Below are 21,564 nucleotides of genomic sequence, written 5' to 3' on the forward strand. Positions count from 1 at the left end.
TTGTTATATATATTTACCAATTGTTGTTATACATTTACTGAAAACACGATTATGGAGCAACATTTCCCAAAAGGCAACAAACCAAGAATTGTAATTGTAGGTGGTGGATTTGGAGGAATTGAACTGGCCAAAAAACTACGCAATAAAAACGTAGATGTGATGCTGCTGGATAAGCACAATTACCATACCTTCCAGCCCCTGCTCTATCAGGTGGCTACAGGAGGTTTAGAGGCTGATTCTATCGCTTTCCCCTTGCGTAAAATATTCAAGGGGCAAAAGAACCTGACTTTCAGGGTTACAGAAGTACACAAAGTAGATGCTGCCGAAAATACCATTGAAACTTCGATCGGCATGATTGACTATGACCATCTTGTACTTGCTACAGGCTCAACCAGTAATTTTTTCGGACAGGCAGAAATTGAGTACAATGCCATGCCCATGAAATCAATTCCTGAAGCGCTAAATCTCAGGAGTTTAATTTTACAGAACCTGGAAGCTGCACAAATAGCCGCAGACCCGCTGTTGCGGGCGCAACTGCTGAATTTTGTGGTGGTTGGTGGCGGCCCCACAGGTGTGGAAACTGCGGGGGCACTGGCCGAGCTGAAAAAACATGTACTTAAGAATGACTATCCTGAACTTAATATTGATGATGTAAATATTTACCTGATTGAAGGGTCGCCGGAATTGCTGGGCGCCATGTCTGTACAGGCACAACAAAAATCAGCCGATTTTCTTCATGAACTTGGGGTGACCATCATGAACAATGCCCGTGTTTCTGCTTATGATGGTGCTATGCTGAGCCTGGTTGACGGACAGCACATCCCTTCCTCAACGGTCATCTGGTCGGCCGGTGTTAAAGGGGTGGTTTTAGATGGCCTGAATGCCGAAAAGGTAGTAAGGGGCAACCGGCTGAAAGTAAATGAGATTAACCTGGTAGATGGCTATACCAATATTTATGCCCTTGGCGATGTAGCCGCCATGATCACTGATGAGTTTCCTAACGGACATCCCGGTGTTGCCCCTGCAGCCATACAGCAGGGAAAGCTGCTGGCAAAAAACCTGATGAACATCATTGAAAAAAAGCCAACAGAACCCTTTAAATATTTCGATAAGGGCGCAATGGCCACCGTTGGCCGGAACAGGGCGGTGGTAGATTTGCACAAGATCAGATTTCAGGGTGTATTTGCCTGGTTCACCTGGATGTTTGTACATTTGATGACCTTAGTGGGCTTTAGAAATAAACTGGTGGTATTTGTAAACTGGGTATGGAGCTATTTTAGTTACGACAGGGGTACCAGGTTGATCATCCGCCCATTTTTAAAAGAAAAAAGTACAGACGAGGAATTAGCCGTACAAAATGAGACAAAAACCAGTTAAATTAATAGAATGCCCAAGAGATGCCATGCAGGGCATACATGACTTTATTGATACTGACCTTAAAGCCGCCTATATTAACCTGTTGCTGCAGGTAGGCTTTGACACCATAGACTTTGGTAGCTTTGTATCCCCAAAAGCCATTCCCCAACTGCGTGATACGGCAGCGGTTTTAGCAAAACTGGACCTGGGCACAACACGTTCAAAGCTATTGGCTATTGTAGCTAATTTAAAGGGTGTTGAAGCTGCCTGTTCATATCCGGAGATCAGTTACCTGGGCTTCCCCTTCTCTATCTCAGAAACCTTCCAGCAACGCAATACCAATTCGAGCATTGCACAATCCACAGACACTGTTAAACGACTGCTGGAAAGTTGTGAAAAGTGGCAAAAAACAGCAGTAATTTATATATCTATGGGATTTGGCAATCCTTATGGCGATGAATGGAACCCTGAAATTGTTGAAAAATGGGCCGCCGAACTGGTTGGTCAGGGAGCTAAAATCCTGGCTTTATCAGACACTACCGGTATATCCTCGCCTGAAAAGATCAGGGCAATTGTACCGGGCCTGATCAGACATTATCCTGATGTGGAAATCGGCCTGCATTTACACAGTACCCCAAATACACGTTATGAAAAGATCCAGGCAGCTTATGAAAGTGGTTGCAGGCGTTTTGACAGCGCATTAAAAGGCTTTGGTGGTTGTCCGATGGCCAGTGATGATTTAACCGGCAATATGGCTACAGAAGAGCTCATCTATTATTTACAGACTAAAGACGAGCATTTAGGTTTGGATATGGAAAAATGGCAGGAAGCCCTCCGCTTCTCTGCCAAAATATTTCACTAGCTTTTTTTTACCATTTTAAAATGCTGGATTCCTGCTTCTTCAAATTGTTCACCTTCGGCCATAAAGCCAAACCTTGAATACATCCGCATCGCATCCAATTGTGAATGGACGTAAATGTAGTGGGCATTTTCTGGCAAATCTGCCAGTGCCGCAGCTACCAGGGCCTGCCCTATTCTTTTGCCCCTGAACTCTTTTAAAACAGCAAAACGTTCCAGTTTATAACCTTTGTCAGTTTTACGCCAGCGGCATGCCCCACAGGCTTCTCCGTTAATTTCGGCAAGAAAATGGATCGATTCCTCTTCGTGTTCCCATTCCAGTTCTGGCGGACAGTTCTGTTCTTCTACAAATACCTTCTTCCTTATCGCAAATGCTTTTTCCAGCTCTTCCTTATTTTTGATCTTGTTTACGAGCAGTGCTTCCATGAATTTTTTTTGATATAGTTTTTACTTTTCTTTTAATTTCGTGGATTTCCCCGGCAGCATCTATGGAATGAGAACAATGAATGTCATTTTCCTTTTTAGCAAGGTCTGCCAGCGTTACATAAAATTTATGCAACTGGTCAAGCTCCCTTTCAGTCAGGTCCTCAATATCGACCATCCTGTTACTTGCACGTTCATGAGCAGCAATCAGTTCATTCAGTTTTAACTGGATGGCTTTTCCATCTTTATTCTGTGCCTTTTGAATTAAAAACACCATCAGAAAGGTAATAATGGTTGTTCCGGTATTGATCACAAGCTGCCAGGTTTCTGAATAATTGAATACGGGCCCGCTTAAAGCCCATATCACCACAATAGCGGTAGCGGTAATAAAAGCGGCTGAACTGCCCGTAAAGGTAGTTGCAGCATTAGCAAAACGTTCAAATAAACTGTTATTTTTTCCTTCTTTTTTATTCATCAGTATATTCTGTTTTATGGATTTGAATCATCAGGAAATTTTTTACTTAAGTATTCAGCATCAGAAAAGCAATGCTGAATATTAAAACTACAAAAAAAGCGCCATAAGGTTTGACCTCATGACGCTTTAAGTCATTTTATAAAATAGTTACAACTTGTCGCTGGCATCTTTACAGTTCAGGTCTTCAAAAGCCTGAGTTAAACGGGCCACAAAAGCTTCTTCACCTTTGCGTAACCAAACACGTGGGTCATAGTATTTTTTATTTGGTTTATCTTCGCCATCCGGGTTGCCAATCTGCCCTTGAAGATAAGCTTCATTGGCTTTATAATAATCCAGAATACCTTCCCAGAATGCCCATTGCATATCGGTATCTATATTCATTTTAATGGCACCATAGGAAATTGCTTCCCTGATCTCTTCCTGAGAAGAACCAGAACCACCATGGAAAACAAAATTGATAGGTTTTTCGGCAGTGAGGCCAAATTTCTCCCTGATGTAATCCTGAGAGTTTTTAAGGATAACCGGTTGTAATTTAACATTACCCGGTTTGTATACACCATGAACGTTACCAAATGCTGCAGCTACTGTAAATTTATCGCTTACCTTGCTCAGTTCTTCATAAGCATAAGCTACTTCAGAAGGTTGCGTATATAATTTAGAGCTATCTACATCGCTGTTATCTACGCCATCTTCCTCTCCGCCGGTAACGCCAAGTTCAATTTCGATGGTCATGCCCATTTTAGCCATACGCGCTAAGTATTTAGCAGAGATTTCCATATTTTCTTCAATTGACTCTTCCGAAAGATCGAGCATATGGGAAGAAAACAATGGTTTACCATGTTCAGCAAAGAATTTTTCACCATGATCAAGCAATCCGTCTATCCATGGCAACAATTTTTTTGCGGCATGGTCTGTATGCAATACCACTGCAACACCATAATGCTCTGCCAGTAAATGAACATGTTTAGCTGCAGATACTGCACCTAGTACACAGGCTTTTAAGTTATCATTATTTAATGTTTTCCCTGCATAAAACTGTGCACCACCGTTAGAAAGTTGGATCATAACCGGTGAATTAACTGCTTTGGCAGTTTCCATCACAGCATTGATGGTATTGGTTCCGGTAACATTAACTGCAGGTAATGCAAATTGATGTTTCTTAGCCTGTTCAAACAATTCCTGAACGGCATCTCCGTAAATTACGCCTTTATAGCCTTTTAAACTCATTATTTTTAATTTTAGATACGCCGAAGTTATGAAAAATATAGGTTTAGGCAAATTAATTTAGGCTAAACTAGCGCAGGGTGTTCTAATTTTTTTTTGTTTCTTTGTACTCGCATTTTTCAACAAATAACATGGCTTGGTTTAAGAGAGAAAAAAAAGGTATCAGTACATCAACAGAAGAAAAGAAAGAGGCACCAGACGGTTTATGGAATAAGTGCCCGAATTGTAAAAAGGCCTTACATAGTGCTGACCTGCTAGAGAATAAATATGTTTGCCAATACTGCAATTATCATTTGCGTGTGGGTTCCAAAGAATATTTCCAGGTATTGTTCGACAACAATCAGTTCACAGAACTATTTCCGAACCTGACCTCGGGCGACCCCCTGAACTTTACAGACAGCAAACCCTATACAGAAAGGCTAATAGAAAGCATGGCTAAAACCGGCTTAAAGGATGCTATAAGAGCTGCTCATGGTAAAATAGAGGGTGAAGACCTGGTAGTGGCCTGTATGGACTTTAACTTCATTGGCGGATCGATGGGCTCGGTAGTTGGTGAAAAGATTGCCCGTTCTATTGATTATAGCATTAAACACAAAATCCCTTTCCTGATGATTTCAAAATCAGGTGGTGCAAGAATGATGGAAGCTGCATTTTCATTAATGCAAATGGCTAAAACATCGGCCAAACTGGCTTTGTTAAGTCAGGCTAAAATCCCGTATATTTCTTTATTGACCGACCCTACCACTGGTGGTGTAACTGCTTCGTATGCTATGCTGGGCGACATCAATATCGCTGAACCAGGTTCATTAATAGGTTTTGCGGGTCCCAGGGTGATTAAAGAAACTATCAAAAAAGATTTACCTAAAGGCTTCCAGACTGCCGAATTTGTTTTGGAACACGGCTTTTTAGATTTCATAGTAGACCGCAGGGCAATGAAAGCGAAACTGGCGGCTTTCCTTAAAATGATGAAGAATTAAAAAATGTAGCGGTTTAATTAAACCGCTACATTTTTATCTACAATCTCTTTAACTTTTTCAACTACATAATCCAGCTCTTCTTTAGTATTGTATTTGCTGAAAGAAAAGCGAACCGAAGGGCGGTTAGGATCGGCATGAATACCCGTAAGCACATGCGAGCCAATATTGGAACCGGAGGAACACGCACTGCCGCCAGAGGCTGAAATGCCATTAATGTCCAGGTTAAACAACAGCATATCGGCCATATCCATTGCTGGGAAAGAAACACTCAGTACGGTATATAAACTCTTTTCTGAATCCGTTTCCCCGTTAAAATATACGTCGGGAATTTCATTCAGTTTAAGCTTAAGGTAATCCTTTAATTCCTGAATGTGCTGCTGATGGTTTTCCATTTCGGCATAAGCAATTTCCAGGGCTTTAGCCAAACCTACAATTCCGTACACATTCTCTGTGCCCCCACGCATATTGCGCTCCTGGGCACCGCCAAATATCATCGGACTTATTTTGACATTGTGGTTTACAAATAAGAAACCGACTCCCTTAGGGCCATGCAGCTTATGTGCCGCACACACCATAAAATGGGCTTTTAATTTTCTTACATCATGTTTGTAATGTCCCATCGTTTGCACGGTATCGCAATGGTAAATTGCAGCATATTGTTCACAGAGGTCGCCAACCCGTTCTATATCTGTTAAGGTACCCAGTTCATTATTGGCATGCATCAGTGATACAAAAGAGCGCTCATTGTTTTTCAGGAGTTCTTCAAGGTGCACATAATCAACATTACCTTTTTCATCTATATCTACAAAGCTAAGCTTGTCTATCACTCCCTGTTCCAGCATCATGTTAAGCGTATGCTCTACCGCATGATGTTCTATTTTAGAAGTAATGGCATGTTTGATGTTATAGGCTGCAATACCGCAACGGATGGCCGTATTGTCAGCCTCCGTACCTCCCGAGGTAAAAAATATCTCGGCAGGCGTTGCGTTTAACAGCCCAGCAACCGTTTTGCGGGCCTTTTCAATTAAGGTACGGACTTCACGCCCCTGTGCATGAATAGATGAAGGGTTTCCGTAATAATTGCGCATTACATTTACCATCTCCGCCATCACTTCCTTATCCAAAGGCGTGGTGGCGGCATTATCTAAATAAACCCGTTCCATGTTAAATAAGTTAGTTAGTTTTTTTGTTAGCTCAGTTTTAATATTTCTTTGATATCTGATATGATCTTTGCTGCAAGCCCCTCTGCTACAGTTTCCGTTCCTGCCTCGCTATAAATACGGATAATCGGTTCGGTATTTGACCTCCTCAGGTGCACCCATTCTTTATCAAATTCAATCTTTAAGCCATCTATTGTGCTGTTTGGCTGGTCTTTATATTTTTCCTGCACCTTAATCAGCAATGCATCTATGTCCATCTCTGGTGTAAGTGTGATCTTATTTTTGGAGATGTGGTATTCAGGATAGCTGCTGCGCAATACAGAAATGGACTTGCCCGATTTTGCCAGATGGGTAAGGAACAAGGCAATACCGACCAAAGCATCGCGTCCATAATGCAGTTCAGGATAAATGATACCACCATTCCCTTCGCCACCGATGATGGCATTTGTAGCTTTCATCTGGTTTACGACATTCACTTCGCCCACAGCAGAGGCATTATATTTTCCGGCTGCACTTTCGGTTACATCCCGCAAAGCCCTGGTTGAAGACAGATTGGACACGGTATTACCAGGGGTATTTTTAAGGATATAATCTGCTACGGCCACCAATGTATATTCTTCACCAAACATCTCCCCATCCTCACAAACAAAGCACAAACGGTCTACATCCGGATCTACAACGATACCAAGATCTGCCTTTTTACTTTGTACTACTTTAGCAATTTCAGTTAAATTTTCAGGCAAAGGTTCCGGATTATGCGGAAAACGGCCATCAGGTTCACAGTAAAGTTCGTATATAGTTTCTACGCCCAGCGCTTTTAAGAGGGCCGGAACAAAAATTCCACCGGTAGAGTTTACACAGTCGATGGCTATTTTGAAATTGGCCTTTTTAATTGCTTCAACATCTACCAGAGGCAATGCCAGGATAATATCGATGTGTTTTTGCAGGTAGGTATCATTACTCAGTACTTTGCCCAGGCTATCCACATCAGCAAACTCAAATTCTGCTTTTTCAGCAATATCAAGCACTTCTTTCCCATCTGCATCACTGATAAATTCGCCTTTATCGTTTAATAGTTTTAAAGCATTCCATTGTTTTGGATTGTGGCTTGCTGTGAGGATAATACCACCCCCTGCCTTTTCCATGGGAACTGCAATTTCAACTGTAGGAGTAGTGGACAGACCCAAGTCTACCACTTCAATGCCCAGTCCCTGCAATGTTCCGATGACCAGGTTGTTTACCATTTCACCAGAGATCCTGGCGTCGCGGCCAAGAACAATTTTTTTAATGTTGGTTCTGTTGATTACCCAGGAGCCATAAGCTGCTGTAAATTTTACGATGTCGATAGGGGTTAAACCATTGCCGGCGATGCCACCAATCGTTCCCCTGATTCCGGAGATTGATTTTATAAGTGTCAAGTTATTCTGATTTTCACCAAAAATAAGAAAAAATCAGCTAACCAATTATTTAAGTTGGGTCATAAATAAATTAATGCTTTAAATTGCATCTCCTCTGCAAATAAACTTATCTGTTGCAACCAAAACACTATATTTGTGTTTTTTAAAATGTTAACTATGCAGCGCAAATGGTTTCAATACTGGTTTAACTCTCCTTATTATCATATTCTTTACAGTCAACGTAATGATGCTGAGGCAGAATTCTTAATTGACAACCTTTCTGCCTATTTAAAACCAGCAGCCGAATCACGCATACTGGACATAGCCTGTGGACGTGGCCGGCATGCCATTTACCTCAATAAAAAAGGCTACGATGTAACCGGAATAGACCTTTCAGAACAAAGCATCAGATATGCACAGCAGTTTGAGCAAAAACACCTGCACTTTTTTGTGCACGACATGCGCAAACTGTGTTTCATCAATTACTTTGACATCGCTTTAAACCTGTTCACCAGTTTTGGATATTTTGAAACTGAAAAAGACCATGTAAATGCTTTAAAGTCGTTCAGAAAGGGCTTAAAAGCTGATGGAACCCTGGTAATAGATTATTTTAATACTGAAAAGATCATCAAGAACCTTACCCATAAAGAAACCAAAACTGTTGAGGGGATAGAATTCCATTTGAGTAAATTTGTGGCCAATGGTAAGATCATCAAGCACATCAATTTTGAACACCGCGGTAAGCCCTTTGCCTTTGAAGAAAGGGTACAGGCTTTTAAGCTGGCAGACTTTGAACGGATGTTTCAAAAAGCAGGATTAAGCATCAGTGCCAAATTTGGAAGCTATGGTTTAGAGGAATTTGATGAAAATAAATCGGACCGTTTGATATTAATCTGCAAAAAAGCATGATAGAAAGCCTGCAACAATTTGATGTAGACCTGTTTTTAAAAATTCACAGGGGTATGGCCAATCCTTTTTTTGACTGGTTGCTGCCCCTCATGCGAAACAGGTATACCTGGGCTCCCCTTTATTTGTTTATTGTTGTTTTTTCCTTTGTAGAATACAAAAAAAGAGGTTGGTACATTATTGGTATGCTGCTGGCCACTTTTGCTATGGGCGATCTGATTGCATCACGGCTCATTAAGCCCTTTGTGGCAAGACTAAGGCCTTGTAACGAACCCAGTCTGATAGACCAGATCATCCACAGGGTACCCTGTGGAAGCGGCTACAGCTTCCCTTCGGCGCATGCCACCAATCACTTTGCCATTGCGGTGTTCCTGATATTTGTATTTTATGACAAGTGGAAACCGGTATTGCCAATAGGTCTGGCCTGGGCTTTTATCATTTCTTTCTCACAGATCTATGTTGGGGTACACTACCCTATAGATACCATGGTAGGGGCTTTATTGGGCACTACAATAGGCTTATGCACAGCTAAAATTTATAGAACATTACAACCACAACTATAATGGAAATCTGGAAATTACTCATTTTATTTCTCAGCGCGTTTTTAGGCGGTATAGCCATTTTTTTGGTTAAAAGCGACAAATCCCAGTTACTGAAATTAATTCTATCGTTTAGTGGTGCTTATTTATTTGCCATTACCGTATTACATCTGATACCCGACGCCTACAGCGGCCCTGACCATAGCGAGATCGGGATATATATTTTAATCGGGTTCCTGTTACAGATTTTCCTGGAACAGTTTTCGGAAGGTGTGGAACACGGACATATTCATAAGCACAATGAAAACCAGGCGTTCCCTTATGGCATCATGATCAGTTTGTGCCTGCATGCATTTTTAGAAGGCATGCCTTTGGCAAAAGACCAGCACAATGCCCTGATCTATGGCATTGCCCTGCACCATATACCTGCCGCTTTTGCACTGGCGAGCATTCTTTTACAGAGCAGGTTTACCAGAAAGAGTATCGTGTTTTACATCAGCTTATTTGCCATTATGGCACCCCTCGGCTTTTATGTAAGCTACGGCATCAGCAATGGAAGCATTGGTGGCGTAGAGGCCTATTTTAACAAGATCATGGGCATTGTGATCGGGATATTCTTACACATCTCTACCACCATCCTGTTTGAGTCGAGTGTTGACCATAAGGTAAGCAGGCGTAAAATGATTGCCGTGTTGTGTGGTGTGGCCATTGCCCTTATAGGTTTTTATACCTCAGGTGGGCATAGTCATGCACATTAACCCCTCATTTTATCCAGCAGATCATTCAGCAGCCGGGCTTCCTCTTCTGTTAAGTTAGAGGAGATCAGTACAGACAGGCTTACATCTTTGTCCATTTCTTTGAGCAATGCCAGGCCCTTATCACTGATCAGAATATCTACTGCCCTTTTATCTTCTGCATTGGAGGCCTTCAGCACCAACCCTTTCTGCACCAGCCGGTCTATGATCCGAGATGCATCACACATCTTATCCAGCATTCTTGTTTTCAGAAAATTCACTGTACAGGCGTTGGGGTATTGCCCCCGTAAAATCCTGAGTATATTAAACTGTTGTGTAGTTACTTCAAAGGGCAGTATGGTCTGCTTCAATTTTTCATTGCACCAGTTTCCTGTATGAAAAACATTCACGATCGCCTGGTGATGTATACTTTCAAATCGCGTAGTCAGCGTTTCTTTCTGCAACTGCATCTTTATTCCTTTATTTATCTTCCCCGGGCTTTTCTTTTAGTTTGGTTTTGCCAAAACCCCAGGGGCAGTGTTTACATTTATTTTTACAGCAATACCCACGTCTAAGGTGGTATCCGGCGGTAAACACCATTAAACCTTTTTCGTTAAAATAGTAGTCTACCCCTTCTTTCATCAGTTAAGCAATTTAACGACCAAACTTCTTTCAAAATGACTTTTGAGTTGAATTCCACTTCCATGATTGGTCCATATCTGCGTAGGTTTTACCTTTTCTACCGTAAAAAGAATGTCGTTCCAATCGGCATGATCAGATATATACAACTGGATTTCATGATTGTTTTGCAGGTGTTTCCAGCCGGTAGCAAATACCCTGATTACATTAATGGCCTTAAAATAGCTTCTAAACACCATTGGGGGCACCATATAAACCATATTGGCTACATTGTTTTTCATCACCTTGCGGTCGTAAGCCTCGTACCGCCCAAGTTTTATCCCCATCTGTTCGTATATTTTAATAAAAGGCAACATACTGTGGTGTACCAATATCCTTTTTTCTATACAATGGTCATTCATTAAACTAATCAGTCGCTGGCACTTACCTAATGAATAAGCACCCAGCATAATATTGTTCTGCGTAGCATTTAATTTCAGGATCTCCTCTTCTGCCACCGGATGTTGTGTACCAGGGTCCGCAAAAGTAGTTTCTGTAATCAGCACGTCGGCAGTTACAAATTCAATGGGTTCACAGGTTTTATCTGGTTGTAGCTTATAATCTCCGGTATAAAGATATTTTACCCCCTTATACTCCATTAAAACCTGTGCTGAACCCAATATATGCCCTGCCGGAATAAAACTGATACGCACTCCGTTCAGGTCAAAAGCTGTAGCATAGGGTTTAATATAAAATTCAGCCCCTGCGAACTTTTTGTACCTGTGCTTCATAAACAGGGCCGTTGCTTCGGTACAATATACATTGAGGTTACCGCCAATCGCATGATCACCATGTGCATGAGAGATTACTGCATGTTTCACTATTTCCTTTGGATCCAGGTAAAAGTCGCCATACTTACAAAACAAACCTGTTTTGGTAACCACTATAAAATCATCTAATATCATTCAGGTTTATTTAGAAACAGCTGGTGTAATCGAAGCACCTGGATAATCAATGAGGCTGTTTCGTTGTTATAAATAAGATGGTCAGCAAGTTTCATCTTTTCTTCATCGGGCAATTGTTTATCCATCCTGGCCTTAACCTGAGCTGCACTTACCCCATCACGTTCCATGACCCACTGTAGCCTGGCCGCTTCCGGTGCCAGCACCAGAATATTCTGGTCGCACATTTTGTACGATCCGCTTTCAAACAATAAAGCAGCTTCTTTGAGTACATAAGGAACATGGGCAGGCACCTGTTTTACCCATACTTCAAAAGCCCGGAACACAGCGGGGTGCACCAAGGCATTTAATCTGGCCAGTTCGTCAGCGTTGTTAAAGACTATTGCAGCAATGTGTTTGTTGTTTAATGTGCCGTCTGCAGCATAACTTTCTGTACCAAAAGTATGCCTTACACCGCTCATCAACAGCTCATCCGTTACCATCAGCTGTTTGGCTACGGTATCAGCATAAAAAACAGGGATACCCATGGTCTCAAATACCTTACAGATAGTTGTTTTGCCACTGCCTATTCCCCCTGTGATCCCAATCTTTAACATTACTTTTCAATAATAAAATCAACTTTACCCGGTGCCACCTGTATCAGCCGGCAATAATCCGGAAAGCGTATAATCTTTACTCTTAGCCTGCTGTGGTTTAAATTTTTCCATTCATCCATATCAACTATAGCCTCTATAAAATCTTCATTTACCTGGCTATATTTAGATAAAGCGACCATAAAGGTTACCTTCACTTTTTTTGGATATAGTTTTATGCTGTAATAGGCATTGTTGTTGATGATCTTCAGCGGAACTTCCAGAATTTTTTCTGTAAACTCATCAACCGGTACTTTTACCTCAACACTTGCCGGAAAAATACTTACATTTTTCAACTTGCTTTGTGTCATTCCCACAACTTTTTTAGTGGTATACTGTACGTCATCGAGGTTAAGAGAATCCGTTTTCCATTCTTTAATCCTGGCCAGCTCCTGTTCCGGTCCGGATATGGTTACATAATCTGGTGTAAGCTCAATGGGGCTAGAAATGCCATATTGTTTTACAAAACTAAATTTAGCATTCAGCTTAACCGGTACCCTTTTTACTGTTTTTTCAGAGAAATCAAAATACAGGGTATCCGGCTTTACAGAGATGATCTTCTGTGAAGTTTCCAGCTGCCTGTTCACATTGTACAATTGCTCTGAAAACAGGATAAAATTGCTGTTGTTCAGCTTTTCCAGACTGATGGATATGGATTGCGGGTTAACCCTTAAGCGTGCAAAAAGCAATTGCCAGCCGGTACCCTCTACCTGTAAATCTACTGTATCTGACTGTAAAGGATGAAAAGCTTTTTTCTGGGGAATACTGGTATACTTTAAAACCGTTTTGGCAGTATAAACATATTTATTGTTCAATGCCATAAACAACCATGCTGCAATTGCGATCAGCAAACAGGTGATCAAAACAAGGAAGCGTTTCCGCTCTATTTTTGTGAGTTTGATAAATGGCATATCGTAAATATACTCAAATACAAAAGCCACACCAAACAAGGGTGCGGCTTTTGTATTTATAGCTTAAAAACTATGCTTTGGTTGTTTCTTCAGTTTTAGGTGCAACGGCTTTAGTTGCATCTAAGGATACTGCTGTTTTATCAAAACGGATTTTGGTGCCACCTTCTACTTCAATTAGAAAAGTAGTTTCGTTCATATCGGCTATACGGCCGTGAATACCTGCAGTGGTCACAATTTTATCTCCCTTTTTTAAGGCTTCAACCATTTTTTTCAGGTCTTTTGCTTTTTTAACCTGTGGCCTGATCATGAAGAAATAAAATACAACCATGATTAAAACCATAGGCACTAAGGTGCTTAACATTCCGTTTCCCTGAGCCTGCAAAATTATTGTTGATATCATATTGTTAATGTATAAATGTTTATTAATTCGATTGTTCTTTAATTTCTCCTGTCAGGTGTAAGCTGGCAATATTTGGATGGGCATTTGAAGTAACTGTAATTACTTTATCTTGCATACCCGATTTTCCATTGCTGTCAAACACAACTTTGATCTCGCCTTCTGCACCAGGTTTAATCGGTTCCTTTGGCACCTCGGGTACAGTGCAACCGCAGGTAGCCGTGGCATTTAAAATGATCAGGGGACTTTTACCTACATTTTTAAATTTGTAGCTGTAATACACCTTTTCACCCTGACTGATCTTCCCGAAATCATAATTTCCATTCTCAAAGCTCATTACTGCTGCGTCGGCAGCTGCAGGTACAGCGGCATCAGGAGCGCCTGCTACAGTTTCAGTAGCATGACCAGCTTCGGTAGTTTTTTTTGCTGTGTTTTGGCAGGAAGCAAATGATAAAGCAGCCAGTGCCAGTACAAAAATCTGTTTCATAATTTATTCTTCTATTAGTCCGCGACCAATTTTATGTATGCTGTTTGTTCTTTTCAGATCGCCTAAAATTTTGTCCAAGATACCGTTAATAAATGAATTACTTTTCGGGGTACTGTAATCTTTTGAGAGATCAAGGTACTCGTTAATAGTTACTTTAACAGGTATGGAAGGGAAATTCATCAATTCGCATATGGCCATTTTCATCAGGATGGTATCCATTAAAGCAATACGCTCCGACTCCCAGTTCTTGGTTCTTTCGGCAATCAGGCCCTGGTATTCCTTATCACTTTTTAAGGTGTGCACAAACAGGTCTTCTACAAATTTGCTGTCTTCTGCCCAGTCCTGGCTTATCGGCGTCAGTTTATTTTTAAAAGGATCTTCAGAAGTAAAATTTTTGATGGTTTTGGCCACCATTCCCTGCATTACTTCCTTGTCTACCGACCAGTTGATGAACCTGTCCTCGAAAGCCTGTATAATATTATGGCTTTTTAGGATGACCTTTCTGAAGATGAATTTGATGATCGTTTTTGATTCTTCCAGGTCGTTGTTCTCATCGGCCAGGTAGGTGGCATACTCTGGAGTAACCTTTAAAGTATTAAAAATAGCCTTTACGAATTCCGGATCGGCCATCCAGTTGATCTTATATTTATGTACCGCAGCACTAAAATCAGGATTCTTTTTCAATGTAACTGCAAACTTATTGTTCAGCAGCTTTAAATTAGGGTTCAGGTCTTCTGCTGTAGGCAAATGTTTATTGGCGCGCTCTGTAGCGTCAATCCCTGTGTATTCTGTAACCTCAACCAATAGCGAAAGCATCCATATATACATTTCGTATACATTATCAATACTTTGCATTAACGCTTTCTTTGAGGAAGCCAGATCCTTTTTGTCTGTCATGTGCCAAGCAAAAATATTTTGCAGAGCTTTAATTCTTAAGTGCCTTCTGTTTAACATGAATGTAAGAACGAGTGGTAAATTACCTGTTTATTAAAATGATGATTTTATTTTTTTGATATCTATTATTCTTTTTTCAGCAATGCGGTTAGCGGCCCATATTGTTGGGATATTATCTGTTTTGGACATTTTTATGACATCTCTTGTGGCGTTATAAATATTCTCTGTAAGTTGCATGGTCCGCTTTTTACCAAAGCCGGTAAGTTCAGAATAACAACTGATCAGTCCGCCTGCATTGATCAGGTAATCCGGAGCAAACAAAATACCTTTCTCCAGCAACAGCTGTCCGTGTTTATTTTCATCTGCCAGCTGGTTATTTGCAGAACCCGCAATAATCGCAAATTTCATTTTATTGATGGTCTTATCGTTCACTGTAGCTCCCAGTGCACATGGTGCATAAATATCTGCGTCCAGGCCAAAAATTTTGTCTGCACCAATCGGCTTTGCCTTATAGGTACGTGCCACATGCTGCAAACGCTCTTCATTGATGTCGCTGATATAGACTTCCACATTTTCTGCCCTCAACAAAGCAACCAGATGCTCGCCCACATTTCCTATCCCCTGTACCACTACAGAACGTCCGGCCAGCATATCGGTTCCAAAAACTTCTTTTACACAGGCCTTGATACCCAGGAACACCCCTTTTGCTGTTGTTGGTGCGGGATTGCCTGCACCACCCAACGATTCCGGCACCCCTGTAACATGACTGGTTTCCATGCGGATGTATTCCATATCCTTGGTAGTGGTACCTACATCTTCTGCAGTAATAAATTCGCCGTTCAGGTTTTTGATGAACCTGCCATAACTGCGCATCATTGCTTCAGATTTCCCTTTCCTGGAATCGCCGATAATAACGGCCTTGCCACCACCTAAATTAAGGCCGGTAATGGCTGCTTTATAAGTCATGGCACTCGATAGTCTGAGTACATCTTCCAGTGCTTCTGATTCGGTAGTATAGCTCCACATGCGGGTTCCGCCTAATGCAGGGCCTAAAGTTGTATCGTGAATGGCAATAATTGCCTTTAATCCGGTGTCGGGATCATTACAATAAACTACTTTCTTGTGCCCCGACGCACTTAATTGATCTAAAACTGAATTCACAATAGAACTATTACCAGACATATAATTTTGTTTATCAGATATCCCGCAAAACTAGCATAAAAAAACATTATTTACATTGTTTTAACTAAAGAGTTTAAAAAAAACACCTTCATTTTCGATAACTTTACCCCCTGATGAAACACCTGCGTTTTTTAAACAAATACTTCTACAAATATAAATGGTGGATTATCCCCGGGATTTTCTTTGTGGTCATCTCCAATTTTTTTGGTGTGATCCCTGCCCAGGTAATTGGCCATGCCTTTAACCTGATCACCGAGAACATACAGATCTACAGGTTATTCAACGGCTTTGAACGTGCGACAGTTATTTACGATATCTTTAGTTACAGCCTGTTTTATTTTGGCATGCTGGTGTTGATATTGTACCTGCTCAGGGGACTTTTCCTGTTCTTTATGCGGCAAACCATCATCCTGATGTCGCGGCATATCGAATTTGATATGAAGAATGAGATTTATGCACATTACCAGAAACTAAGCCTGGGCTTTTACCGGCGCAACAATACGGGCGACCTGATGAACCGCGCCACAGAAGATGTAAACCGCGTACGCATGTACGTAGGTCCGGCCATCATGTATACCATTAATACAGCCGTACTGTTCATCCTGGTTATTTACGCCATGTTTTCGGTAAACGTTACCCTGGCCTTATGGTGCTTGCTGCCCTTACCGGTACTGGTCCTGATCATTTATTTTGTAAATACCCTCATCAATCAAAAGAGTGAACAGATCCAGGAACAGCTATCTAAACTGTCCAGTTTTGTACAGGAAAGGTTCTCGGGCATTAGGGTCATCAAATCTTATGTAAGAGAAGATTATACAAAAGAAATATTTGCTGCCGAGAGCCAGGGCTATAAAGATAATGCCATGGGCCTGGTTAAAGTACAGGCACTTTTTTACCCTACCATGCTTTTGCTGGTTGGCTTAAGTACCATCCTTACCGTTTATATTGGGGGTATACAGGTTATAGATGGCGCCATTACACCGGGCAACATTGCCGAATTCATAGTTTATGTAAACCAGCTTACCTTCCCTGTTACTATGCTGGGCTGGGTTACTACATTAATTCAGCGCGCCTCGGCCTCTCAGAAACGCATCAATGAATTTTTACAGTTAAAACCGGATATTACTTCTAAAAACACAGAAAGCCCCCGGCTAAAAGGGAATATCAAATTTGAACATGTTAATTTCACTTATCCGGATACGGGGATCCAGGCCTTAAGGGATGTTAGTTTCGAGATCGGACAGGGTCAGTTTATTGCCATAATCGGACGCACCGGTTCCGGGAAGTCTACCCTTGCCAATCTAATCATGCGCATGTATGATATCGACAGCGGGACCATTACAGTAGACGGAAATCCGCTAAAAGGCCTTAATTTAAACAATTACCGCAACCAGATTGGTTTTGTACCTCAGGAAGTTTTCCTTTTCTCCGATACCATTAAAAATAACATCGCTTTTGGTTTGGACCAGGTAACCGATGAGGAGGTAAGCACTGCAGCAAAAAATGCAGCGGTGTACCATAACATTGTCGACTTTGAGCATAAATTTGAAACCATGCTGGGTGAAAGGGGCATAACGCTTTCGGGCGGACAAAAGCAACGCGTTTCTATTGCAAGGGCATTGATCAAAGAACCTGCCCTGCTCATATTTGACGATTGCCTTTCGGCTGTCGATACCCGCACAGAAGAAGAAATTCTAAGAAATCTGAGCAAAATAATGAAAGATAAAACAAGCATTTTGATTGCACACCGAATTTCTACGATAAAAAATGCGGATAAAATCATTGTGCTTGATCAGGGAAAAATCATTGAACAGGGCAACCATGAGCAATTATTACAGCAAAACGGGGCTTATGCCGAAATGTATCAGAACCAATTGCTTGAAGAAGAAAATCAATCCTTGTAATTTCTATTTTGAACTTTAGTAATTATTACTTTATATTTACCCGAACCAAAACCAAGATCAATACCAACCATGGGAGAATTTGACAACAAAGAGAGAGAAGAGGTTTTTTCAAAAAAAGTAAGGGCAGGTAAAAGAACTTATTTTTTCGACGTAAAAGCAACCAGATCAGGAGATTACTACCTAACCTTAACTGAAAGCAAGAAAAGGCTGGAAGATGGTGTTTTTGTAAAACACAAGATCTTTTTATACAAAGAAGATTTTGAGAAGTTTACAGAAGGGCTAAACGAAACGGTTGACTACATTAAGAACCATCAGGATGTGGTAGAAAAACGCTACGAATATTCTGAGAACCACGAAGGAGTAGCAAGAGTAAAAGACGATGACTTTTCCTTCTAAAAAATATAAACATAAAAAAAGCCTCTGATCAAGAGGCTTTTTTTATGTCTGCTACGTACGGTCTGCGACTACATAAAGCTTCCATCGCCCCTGCGCATAATCTGTCTGCCTCCGCGGCCCTGTGCACCCGTCCATTTTTGCAAACGCATACTTAAACGCAGCATAAAGTACCGGCTCAGTGCATTGGATTTGGTATCGGTATATCCTCCATCCTCGCTGTTGTCACGACTTACAAAATTGTTCTGGTTCAGGATATCGAAGGCCTGAAAGGTGACCCTGCCCCTGCGGTTAAAAAATTCTTTTTCTATATAGGCGTTTACCACAAAAGGATTGCTGGTCACATTGGCATCAATTCCGCTGACATAGTTTTTACTGGCACTATAGCCAAAAAGCCAGCTGTTCAGGAAGTACATCCTTCCGTCCAGGTTAAGCGCCAGTGTATTTGTTTTGGTATCCCTGAAACCAGGTAGGGTATTGGTCGATTTCGTGTAGTTATATGATACGTTGGGATTGATCTCGAACCAGTCGTTCGGATTGATCCTTGGTCCGAAACGTTCAATAAAAGTCATTACTGTATTTATGTTTTTTTGCGAGGCACTCATAGAAATACGATGATCGTAGCTGGCTGATCCACTGAGCGACAGATTGTACCTGCGGTCGTTCAGTTGTTTGCTGATGGAATAATTTCCATTTACCTTATACGCTCCACTGGTATTTAAAAAACGGGTTTCCGTAATGTAAATGGTATCTTTTTTACTCGTAGCCTGATTTGTCAGTATCTGATCAATGATCTGTACATTATTTCTGATGACCGAATTATCTGTTAACGATCCATTGACATTCAAAGAATAGTTCAATTTAGAATTGGCGATGTAATTGTCATAACCCGCCCTAACCGTATGCTGGAAAGAGGCTACTAAATTTGGGTTACCCACAATAGGATTTTGTGGATTGGTTACATCCCTTACCGGCTGGATCTGGTCAAAGGTAGGCTCTATTGCATTTCCATAATAATTGATCGACATTTTATGTTGTCTGGACCATAGATATTCAAAACGGGCAATGGGCACCATATTAAAACTGCTTCTGTTGGTGGTGGTACCCAGACTTACCTTTGTACCGGAAAGCAGGGATGGTATTGCCGTTATACCCAAAGAGAAACGTACTTTAGACATATTGCTTAAGCCATAACGGTAGTTCAAAGCAATACGGCCCTGCGTAAAGGAATAATCATAAATATTACTGAGAGAATCTATGATTCCAGATGGATTTCCATTGATGATGTTCTGCGTAGTTGCGGTATTGTCGTACCCATTGTAATTGACCTGGGCATTTAATTCCAGCTGGGTATTGGCAGTTAAGGGTTCTGCAAAAGTAAAGCTTCCCCGGTAATTGCTCTGCAGGTTTTTCCTGGCTACAATCCTGTTTACAGCCGAGTCCCTTGTTTCTGTTTCAGCCTCATTTAAAAAGTAAATGATTTTGGTATCCTGTTCCTGCTCCTGGTCCAGATTATTGCTATTTGCATCTACCTGTAAAGAAAGATTCCTTCTGGGTTTTTTAAAAATATGCTGATAAAAAACAGAAGCACCCAGCTGGGGTCTTGTATTTTTGCTGATATTGGTTCCTTTTCTGTTCTGGTGATAAAACCCGGTTTGTTTGATATCGGAAAATCTCGTGTTGTTTGCCGAACTATACCGCAATGTAGGGACCGCACGTAGAAAATTGTTACTATCGAGATTTATTTCTATTTCGGCCCTGAAATTATGGCTCTTGTTCAGGTTTTCTCCATTGCTTAGGCTATTTGCAAAAGTATAATAAGTAGTATCTTTCATGATGGGAACACCATTTTCGATCACCTGGATCCGCTGCCGCGTTGGACTAACCGAATAACTGTCGTTTAAAGATTTGACATTTGAACTCGTGTAATCATAATTAAGGTTGAGTTCTATTTTTTTCCCTATTTTATCACGGATACTGAATGAGCCCCGGCCTGAGGTGGTGGTACCACCACTACCACTGCCACCACTATTCTGAGTATTCTGGCCACCCTGACCACCACGGCCGCCGCCACCTCCACCGCCACCACCGCTATTATTGCTGTTGTCTCCGCTGCTGGCTACACCGTTTACGGTATTGCTGAAGCGTCCGTTTACCCCTATGGTCTGGTTTCCGTTTATCCGTGTACCAAATATTCCGGCTTCATATCGATCGTTATTACCAGCCCCGACGAAAATATTGGCCATATTACCCACAGATTTATCGGTTCGGGTAGTAATGTTCAGTACTTTTTCAGGATCACCATCTTTAATTCCGGTACGGGCGGCCTGATCACCATAGTCGTCCACAATCTGGATCTTGTCCACAATTTCCGCCGGAAGGTTTTTAATTGCGGTTGCAATGTCGCCCCCCTGATATTCTTTACCGTTTAATTTTGCTTTTGTTACATTCTGGCCCTGATGCACCAATGAGCCATCATTGCCGACTTCCATGCCCTCCATTTTTTTGAGCAGCTCATCTACCGTCGAGTTGGCCCTTACAATATAATCGCTGGCCTTGTACTCTACTGTATCCGTTTTATAGGTAATGGATGGTGTACCACTGATTACCACTTCATTTAGAGTATTTTTTTGCTCTTTAAGTAAAATGGGATCCATTACGATACGGGGTATGGCATCATTTTGCTTGTACCGCATTGGGGCAGAAGGCCTGTAACCAATACTTTGTACTAAAATGGTATAGGTGGCCGATTTTACATTTTTGAATACAAATATACCGTCCGAATTGGTACTGGTTTTTAAAGTATCCTTAATTGAGGTTAAACTCACTGTTGCGCCAATTACCCCCAGATCTGTGCTGTCTTTTACAATCCCGCTGATTTCTCTTACCGGCAAAGGTGGTGGGGTATTTTGCGTAGGCTGGTTTTGTGCAAAAAGCTTAACAGTGCTGAACAGCAGGAAAAAGAATAGGATGCTTATCCGGATCATTAAATTGAAATAGCGGATGTAAGGAGGGCTGGTGTACAGCTGTGCAGCATTAACCTGGTTAGAATATTTCATTCGTGTGTTGGTGTGTATAATATAGTTTAAATGTGTTCGGAAAATGCCTGCCCTTATTGCAGGGTAGGAATAACTG

General features: G+C 41.3%; 23 protein-coding genes. 8 read left to right on the forward strand and 15 right to left on the reverse strand.

Going from position 1 to position 21,564, the window contains the following annotated elements:
- Positions 1–51: 51 nt before the first annotated feature.
- Together HDC92_RS02545 and HDC92_RS02550 are read left to right on the forward strand one after the other, a co-directional pair.
- Entirely contained in the window at positions 52–1,377 is a 1,326-nt protein-coding gene (locus HDC92_RS02545) for an NAD(P)/FAD-dependent oxidoreductase (RefSeq protein ID WP_012781577.1), read from the forward strand.
- A complete protein-coding gene (locus tag HDC92_RS02550) occupies positions 1,358–2,218 on the forward strand; it encodes a hydroxymethylglutaryl-CoA lyase (protein ID WP_183872094.1) in 861 nt (286 codons plus the stop codon). The genes HDC92_RS02545 and HDC92_RS02550 overlap by 20 nt, the downstream gene beginning before the upstream one ends.
- Here the strand turns inward: HDC92_RS02550 and HDC92_RS02555 are convergent.
- The 3 genes from HDC92_RS02555 to fbaA form a co-directional block, all read right to left on the reverse strand.
- A complete protein-coding gene (locus HDC92_RS02555) occupies positions 2,215–2,640 on the reverse strand; it encodes a GNAT family N-acetyltransferase (RefSeq protein WP_183872096.1) in 426 nt (141 codons plus the stop codon). The genes HDC92_RS02550 and HDC92_RS02555 overlap by 4 nt on opposite strands.
- Positions 2,606–3,112, reverse strand: a complete 507-nt coding sequence (locus HDC92_RS02560) for a low affinity iron permease family protein (RefSeq protein WP_012781574.1) — start codon at positions 3,110–3,112, stop codon at positions 2,606–2,608. The genes HDC92_RS02555 and HDC92_RS02560 overlap by 35 nt, the downstream gene beginning before the upstream one ends.
- A 147-nt stretch (positions 3,113–3,259) precedes the next feature.
- Complete coding sequence (gene fbaA / locus HDC92_RS02565; RefSeq protein WP_012781573.1) at positions 3,260–4,339, reverse strand: class II fructose-bisphosphate aldolase; 1,080 nt, start codon at positions 4,337–4,339, stop codon at positions 3,260–3,262.
- A gap of 128 nt (positions 4,340–4,467) precedes the next feature.
- Between fbaA and accD the strand changes: the two genes are divergently transcribed.
- Complete coding sequence (gene accD, locus HDC92_RS02570) at positions 4,468–5,313, forward strand: acetyl-CoA carboxylase, carboxyltransferase subunit beta (RefSeq protein ID WP_012781572.1); 846 nt, start codon at positions 4,468–4,470, stop codon at positions 5,311–5,313.
- 17 nt (positions 5,314–5,330) lie between these two features.
- Here accD and HDC92_RS02575 read toward each other — a convergent pair whose 3' ends face one another.
- Together HDC92_RS02575 and glmM are read right to left on the reverse strand one after the other, a co-directional pair.
- Positions 5,331–6,476 (reverse strand): cysteine desulfurase family protein, encoded by a 1,146-nt coding sequence (locus tag HDC92_RS02575; RefSeq protein WP_012781571.1) that lies wholly within the window; start codon positions 6,474–6,476, stop codon positions 5,331–5,333.
- Positions 6,477–6,502: 26 nt separating this feature from the next.
- On the reverse strand, positions 6,503–7,891 hold the full coding sequence (gene glmM / locus HDC92_RS02580; protein ID WP_183872098.1) for a phosphoglucosamine mutase: 1,389 nt from the start codon (positions 7,889–7,891) through the stop codon (positions 6,503–6,505).
- A 156-nt stretch (positions 7,892–8,047) separates the two neighbouring features.
- On the opposite strand from glmM, the gene HDC92_RS02585 reads away from it, so the two are divergent.
- Genes HDC92_RS02585 through HDC92_RS02595 form a run of 3 tightly spaced genes read left to right on the forward strand, consistent with a single transcriptional unit; the run spans position 8,048 to position 10,073 of the window.
- On the forward strand, positions 8,048–8,779 hold the full coding sequence (locus HDC92_RS02585; protein ID WP_183872100.1) for a class I SAM-dependent methyltransferase: 732 nt from the start codon (positions 8,048–8,050) through the stop codon (positions 8,777–8,779).
- Positions 8,776–9,339, forward strand: a complete 564-nt coding sequence (locus HDC92_RS02590; RefSeq protein WP_183872102.1) for a phosphatase PAP2 family protein — start codon at positions 8,776–8,778, stop codon at positions 9,337–9,339. The genes HDC92_RS02585 and HDC92_RS02590 overlap by 4 nt, the downstream gene beginning before the upstream one ends.
- Positions 9,339–10,073 carry a ZIP family metal transporter gene (locus tag HDC92_RS02595; RefSeq protein WP_012781567.1) on the forward strand — a complete coding sequence of 245 codons (735 nt, stop codon included), beginning with the start codon at positions 9,339–9,341 and terminating at the stop codon, positions 10,071–10,073. The genes HDC92_RS02590 and HDC92_RS02595 overlap by 1 nt, the downstream gene beginning before the upstream one ends.
- On the opposite strand, the gene HDC92_RS02600 is transcribed toward HDC92_RS02595, so the two are convergent.
- From HDC92_RS02600 to HDC92_RS02640, 9 genes are all read right to left on the reverse strand, one after another.
- Positions 10,070–10,519 (reverse strand): MarR family winged helix-turn-helix transcriptional regulator, encoded by a 450-nt coding sequence (locus tag HDC92_RS02600; RefSeq protein WP_012781566.1) that lies wholly within the window; start codon positions 10,517–10,519, stop codon positions 10,070–10,072. The two genes, HDC92_RS02595 and HDC92_RS02600, sit on opposite strands and share 4 nt — an antisense overlap.
- 10 nt (positions 10,520–10,529) lie before the next feature.
- Positions 10,530–10,691 carry a DUF5522 domain-containing protein gene (locus HDC92_RS02605; protein WP_012781565.1) on the reverse strand — a complete coding sequence of 54 codons (162 nt, stop codon included), beginning with the start codon at positions 10,689–10,691 and terminating at the stop codon, positions 10,530–10,532.
- On the reverse strand, positions 10,691–11,632 hold the full coding sequence (locus HDC92_RS02610; RefSeq protein WP_183872104.1) for an exonuclease: 942 nt from the start codon (positions 11,630–11,632) through the stop codon (positions 10,691–10,693). Before HDC92_RS02610 ends, HDC92_RS02605 begins: the two co-directional genes overlap by 1 nt.
- Complete coding sequence (gene coaE / locus HDC92_RS02615) at positions 11,629–12,225, reverse strand: dephospho-CoA kinase (RefSeq protein ID WP_012781563.1); 597 nt, start codon at positions 12,223–12,225, stop codon at positions 11,629–11,631. The genes HDC92_RS02610 and coaE overlap by 4 nt, the downstream gene beginning before the upstream one ends.
- Complete coding sequence (locus tag HDC92_RS02620; RefSeq protein WP_255484370.1) at positions 12,225–13,172, reverse strand: YbbR-like domain-containing protein; 948 nt, start codon at positions 13,170–13,172, stop codon at positions 12,225–12,227. The genes coaE and HDC92_RS02620 overlap by 1 nt, the downstream gene beginning before the upstream one ends.
- A 70-nt stretch (positions 13,173–13,242) precedes the next feature.
- Positions 13,243–13,572 carry a preprotein translocase subunit YajC gene (gene yajC / locus HDC92_RS02625; protein ID WP_012781561.1) on the reverse strand — a complete coding sequence of 110 codons (330 nt, stop codon included), beginning with the start codon at positions 13,570–13,572 and terminating at the stop codon, positions 13,243–13,245.
- Between the two features lie 22 nt (positions 13,573–13,594).
- The gene (locus tag HDC92_RS02630; protein WP_012781560.1) at positions 13,595–14,056 is read right to left on the reverse strand and encodes a DUF1573 domain-containing protein; all 462 of its coding nucleotides are present in this window, start codon (positions 14,054–14,056) and stop codon (positions 13,595–13,597) included.
- Between the two features lie 3 nt (positions 14,057–14,059).
- On the reverse strand, positions 14,060–15,010 hold the full coding sequence (nusB, locus tag HDC92_RS02635) for a transcription antitermination factor NusB (protein WP_012781559.1): 951 nt from the start codon (positions 15,008–15,010) through the stop codon (positions 14,060–14,062).
- Positions 15,011–15,043: 33 nt separating this feature from the next.
- The gene (locus tag HDC92_RS02640) at positions 15,044–16,132 is read right to left on the reverse strand and encodes a Glu/Leu/Phe/Val family dehydrogenase (RefSeq protein WP_012781558.1); all 1,089 of its coding nucleotides are present in this window, start codon (positions 16,130–16,132) and stop codon (positions 15,044–15,046) included.
- A gap of 113 nt (positions 16,133–16,245) precedes the next feature.
- On the opposite strand from HDC92_RS02640, the gene HDC92_RS02645 reads away from it, so the two are divergent.
- Together HDC92_RS02645 and HDC92_RS02650 are read left to right on the forward strand one after the other, a co-directional pair.
- Positions 16,246–18,036, forward strand: coding sequence for an ABC transporter ATP-binding protein (locus HDC92_RS02645; protein ID WP_183872109.1), 1,791 nt, complete (start codon positions 16,246–16,248; stop codon positions 18,034–18,036).
- A gap of 69 nt (positions 18,037–18,105) precedes the next feature.
- Positions 18,106–18,432, forward strand: a complete 327-nt coding sequence (locus tag HDC92_RS02650) for a DUF3276 family protein (RefSeq protein WP_012781556.1) — start codon at positions 18,106–18,108, stop codon at positions 18,430–18,432.
- A gap of 68 nt (positions 18,433–18,500) precedes the next feature.
- Here HDC92_RS02650 and HDC92_RS02655 read toward each other — a convergent pair whose 3' ends face one another.
- The gene (locus HDC92_RS02655; protein WP_183872111.1) at positions 18,501–21,488 is read right to left on the reverse strand and encodes an outer membrane beta-barrel protein; all 2,988 of its coding nucleotides are present in this window, start codon (positions 21,486–21,488) and stop codon (positions 18,501–18,503) included.
- Positions 21,489–21,564 lie beyond the last annotated feature (76 nt).

This window comes from Pedobacter sp. AK017 (genome assembly GCF_014200825.1).
GTDB lineage: Bacteria > Bacteroidota > Bacteroidia > Sphingobacteriales > Sphingobacteriaceae > Pedobacter > Pedobacter heparinus.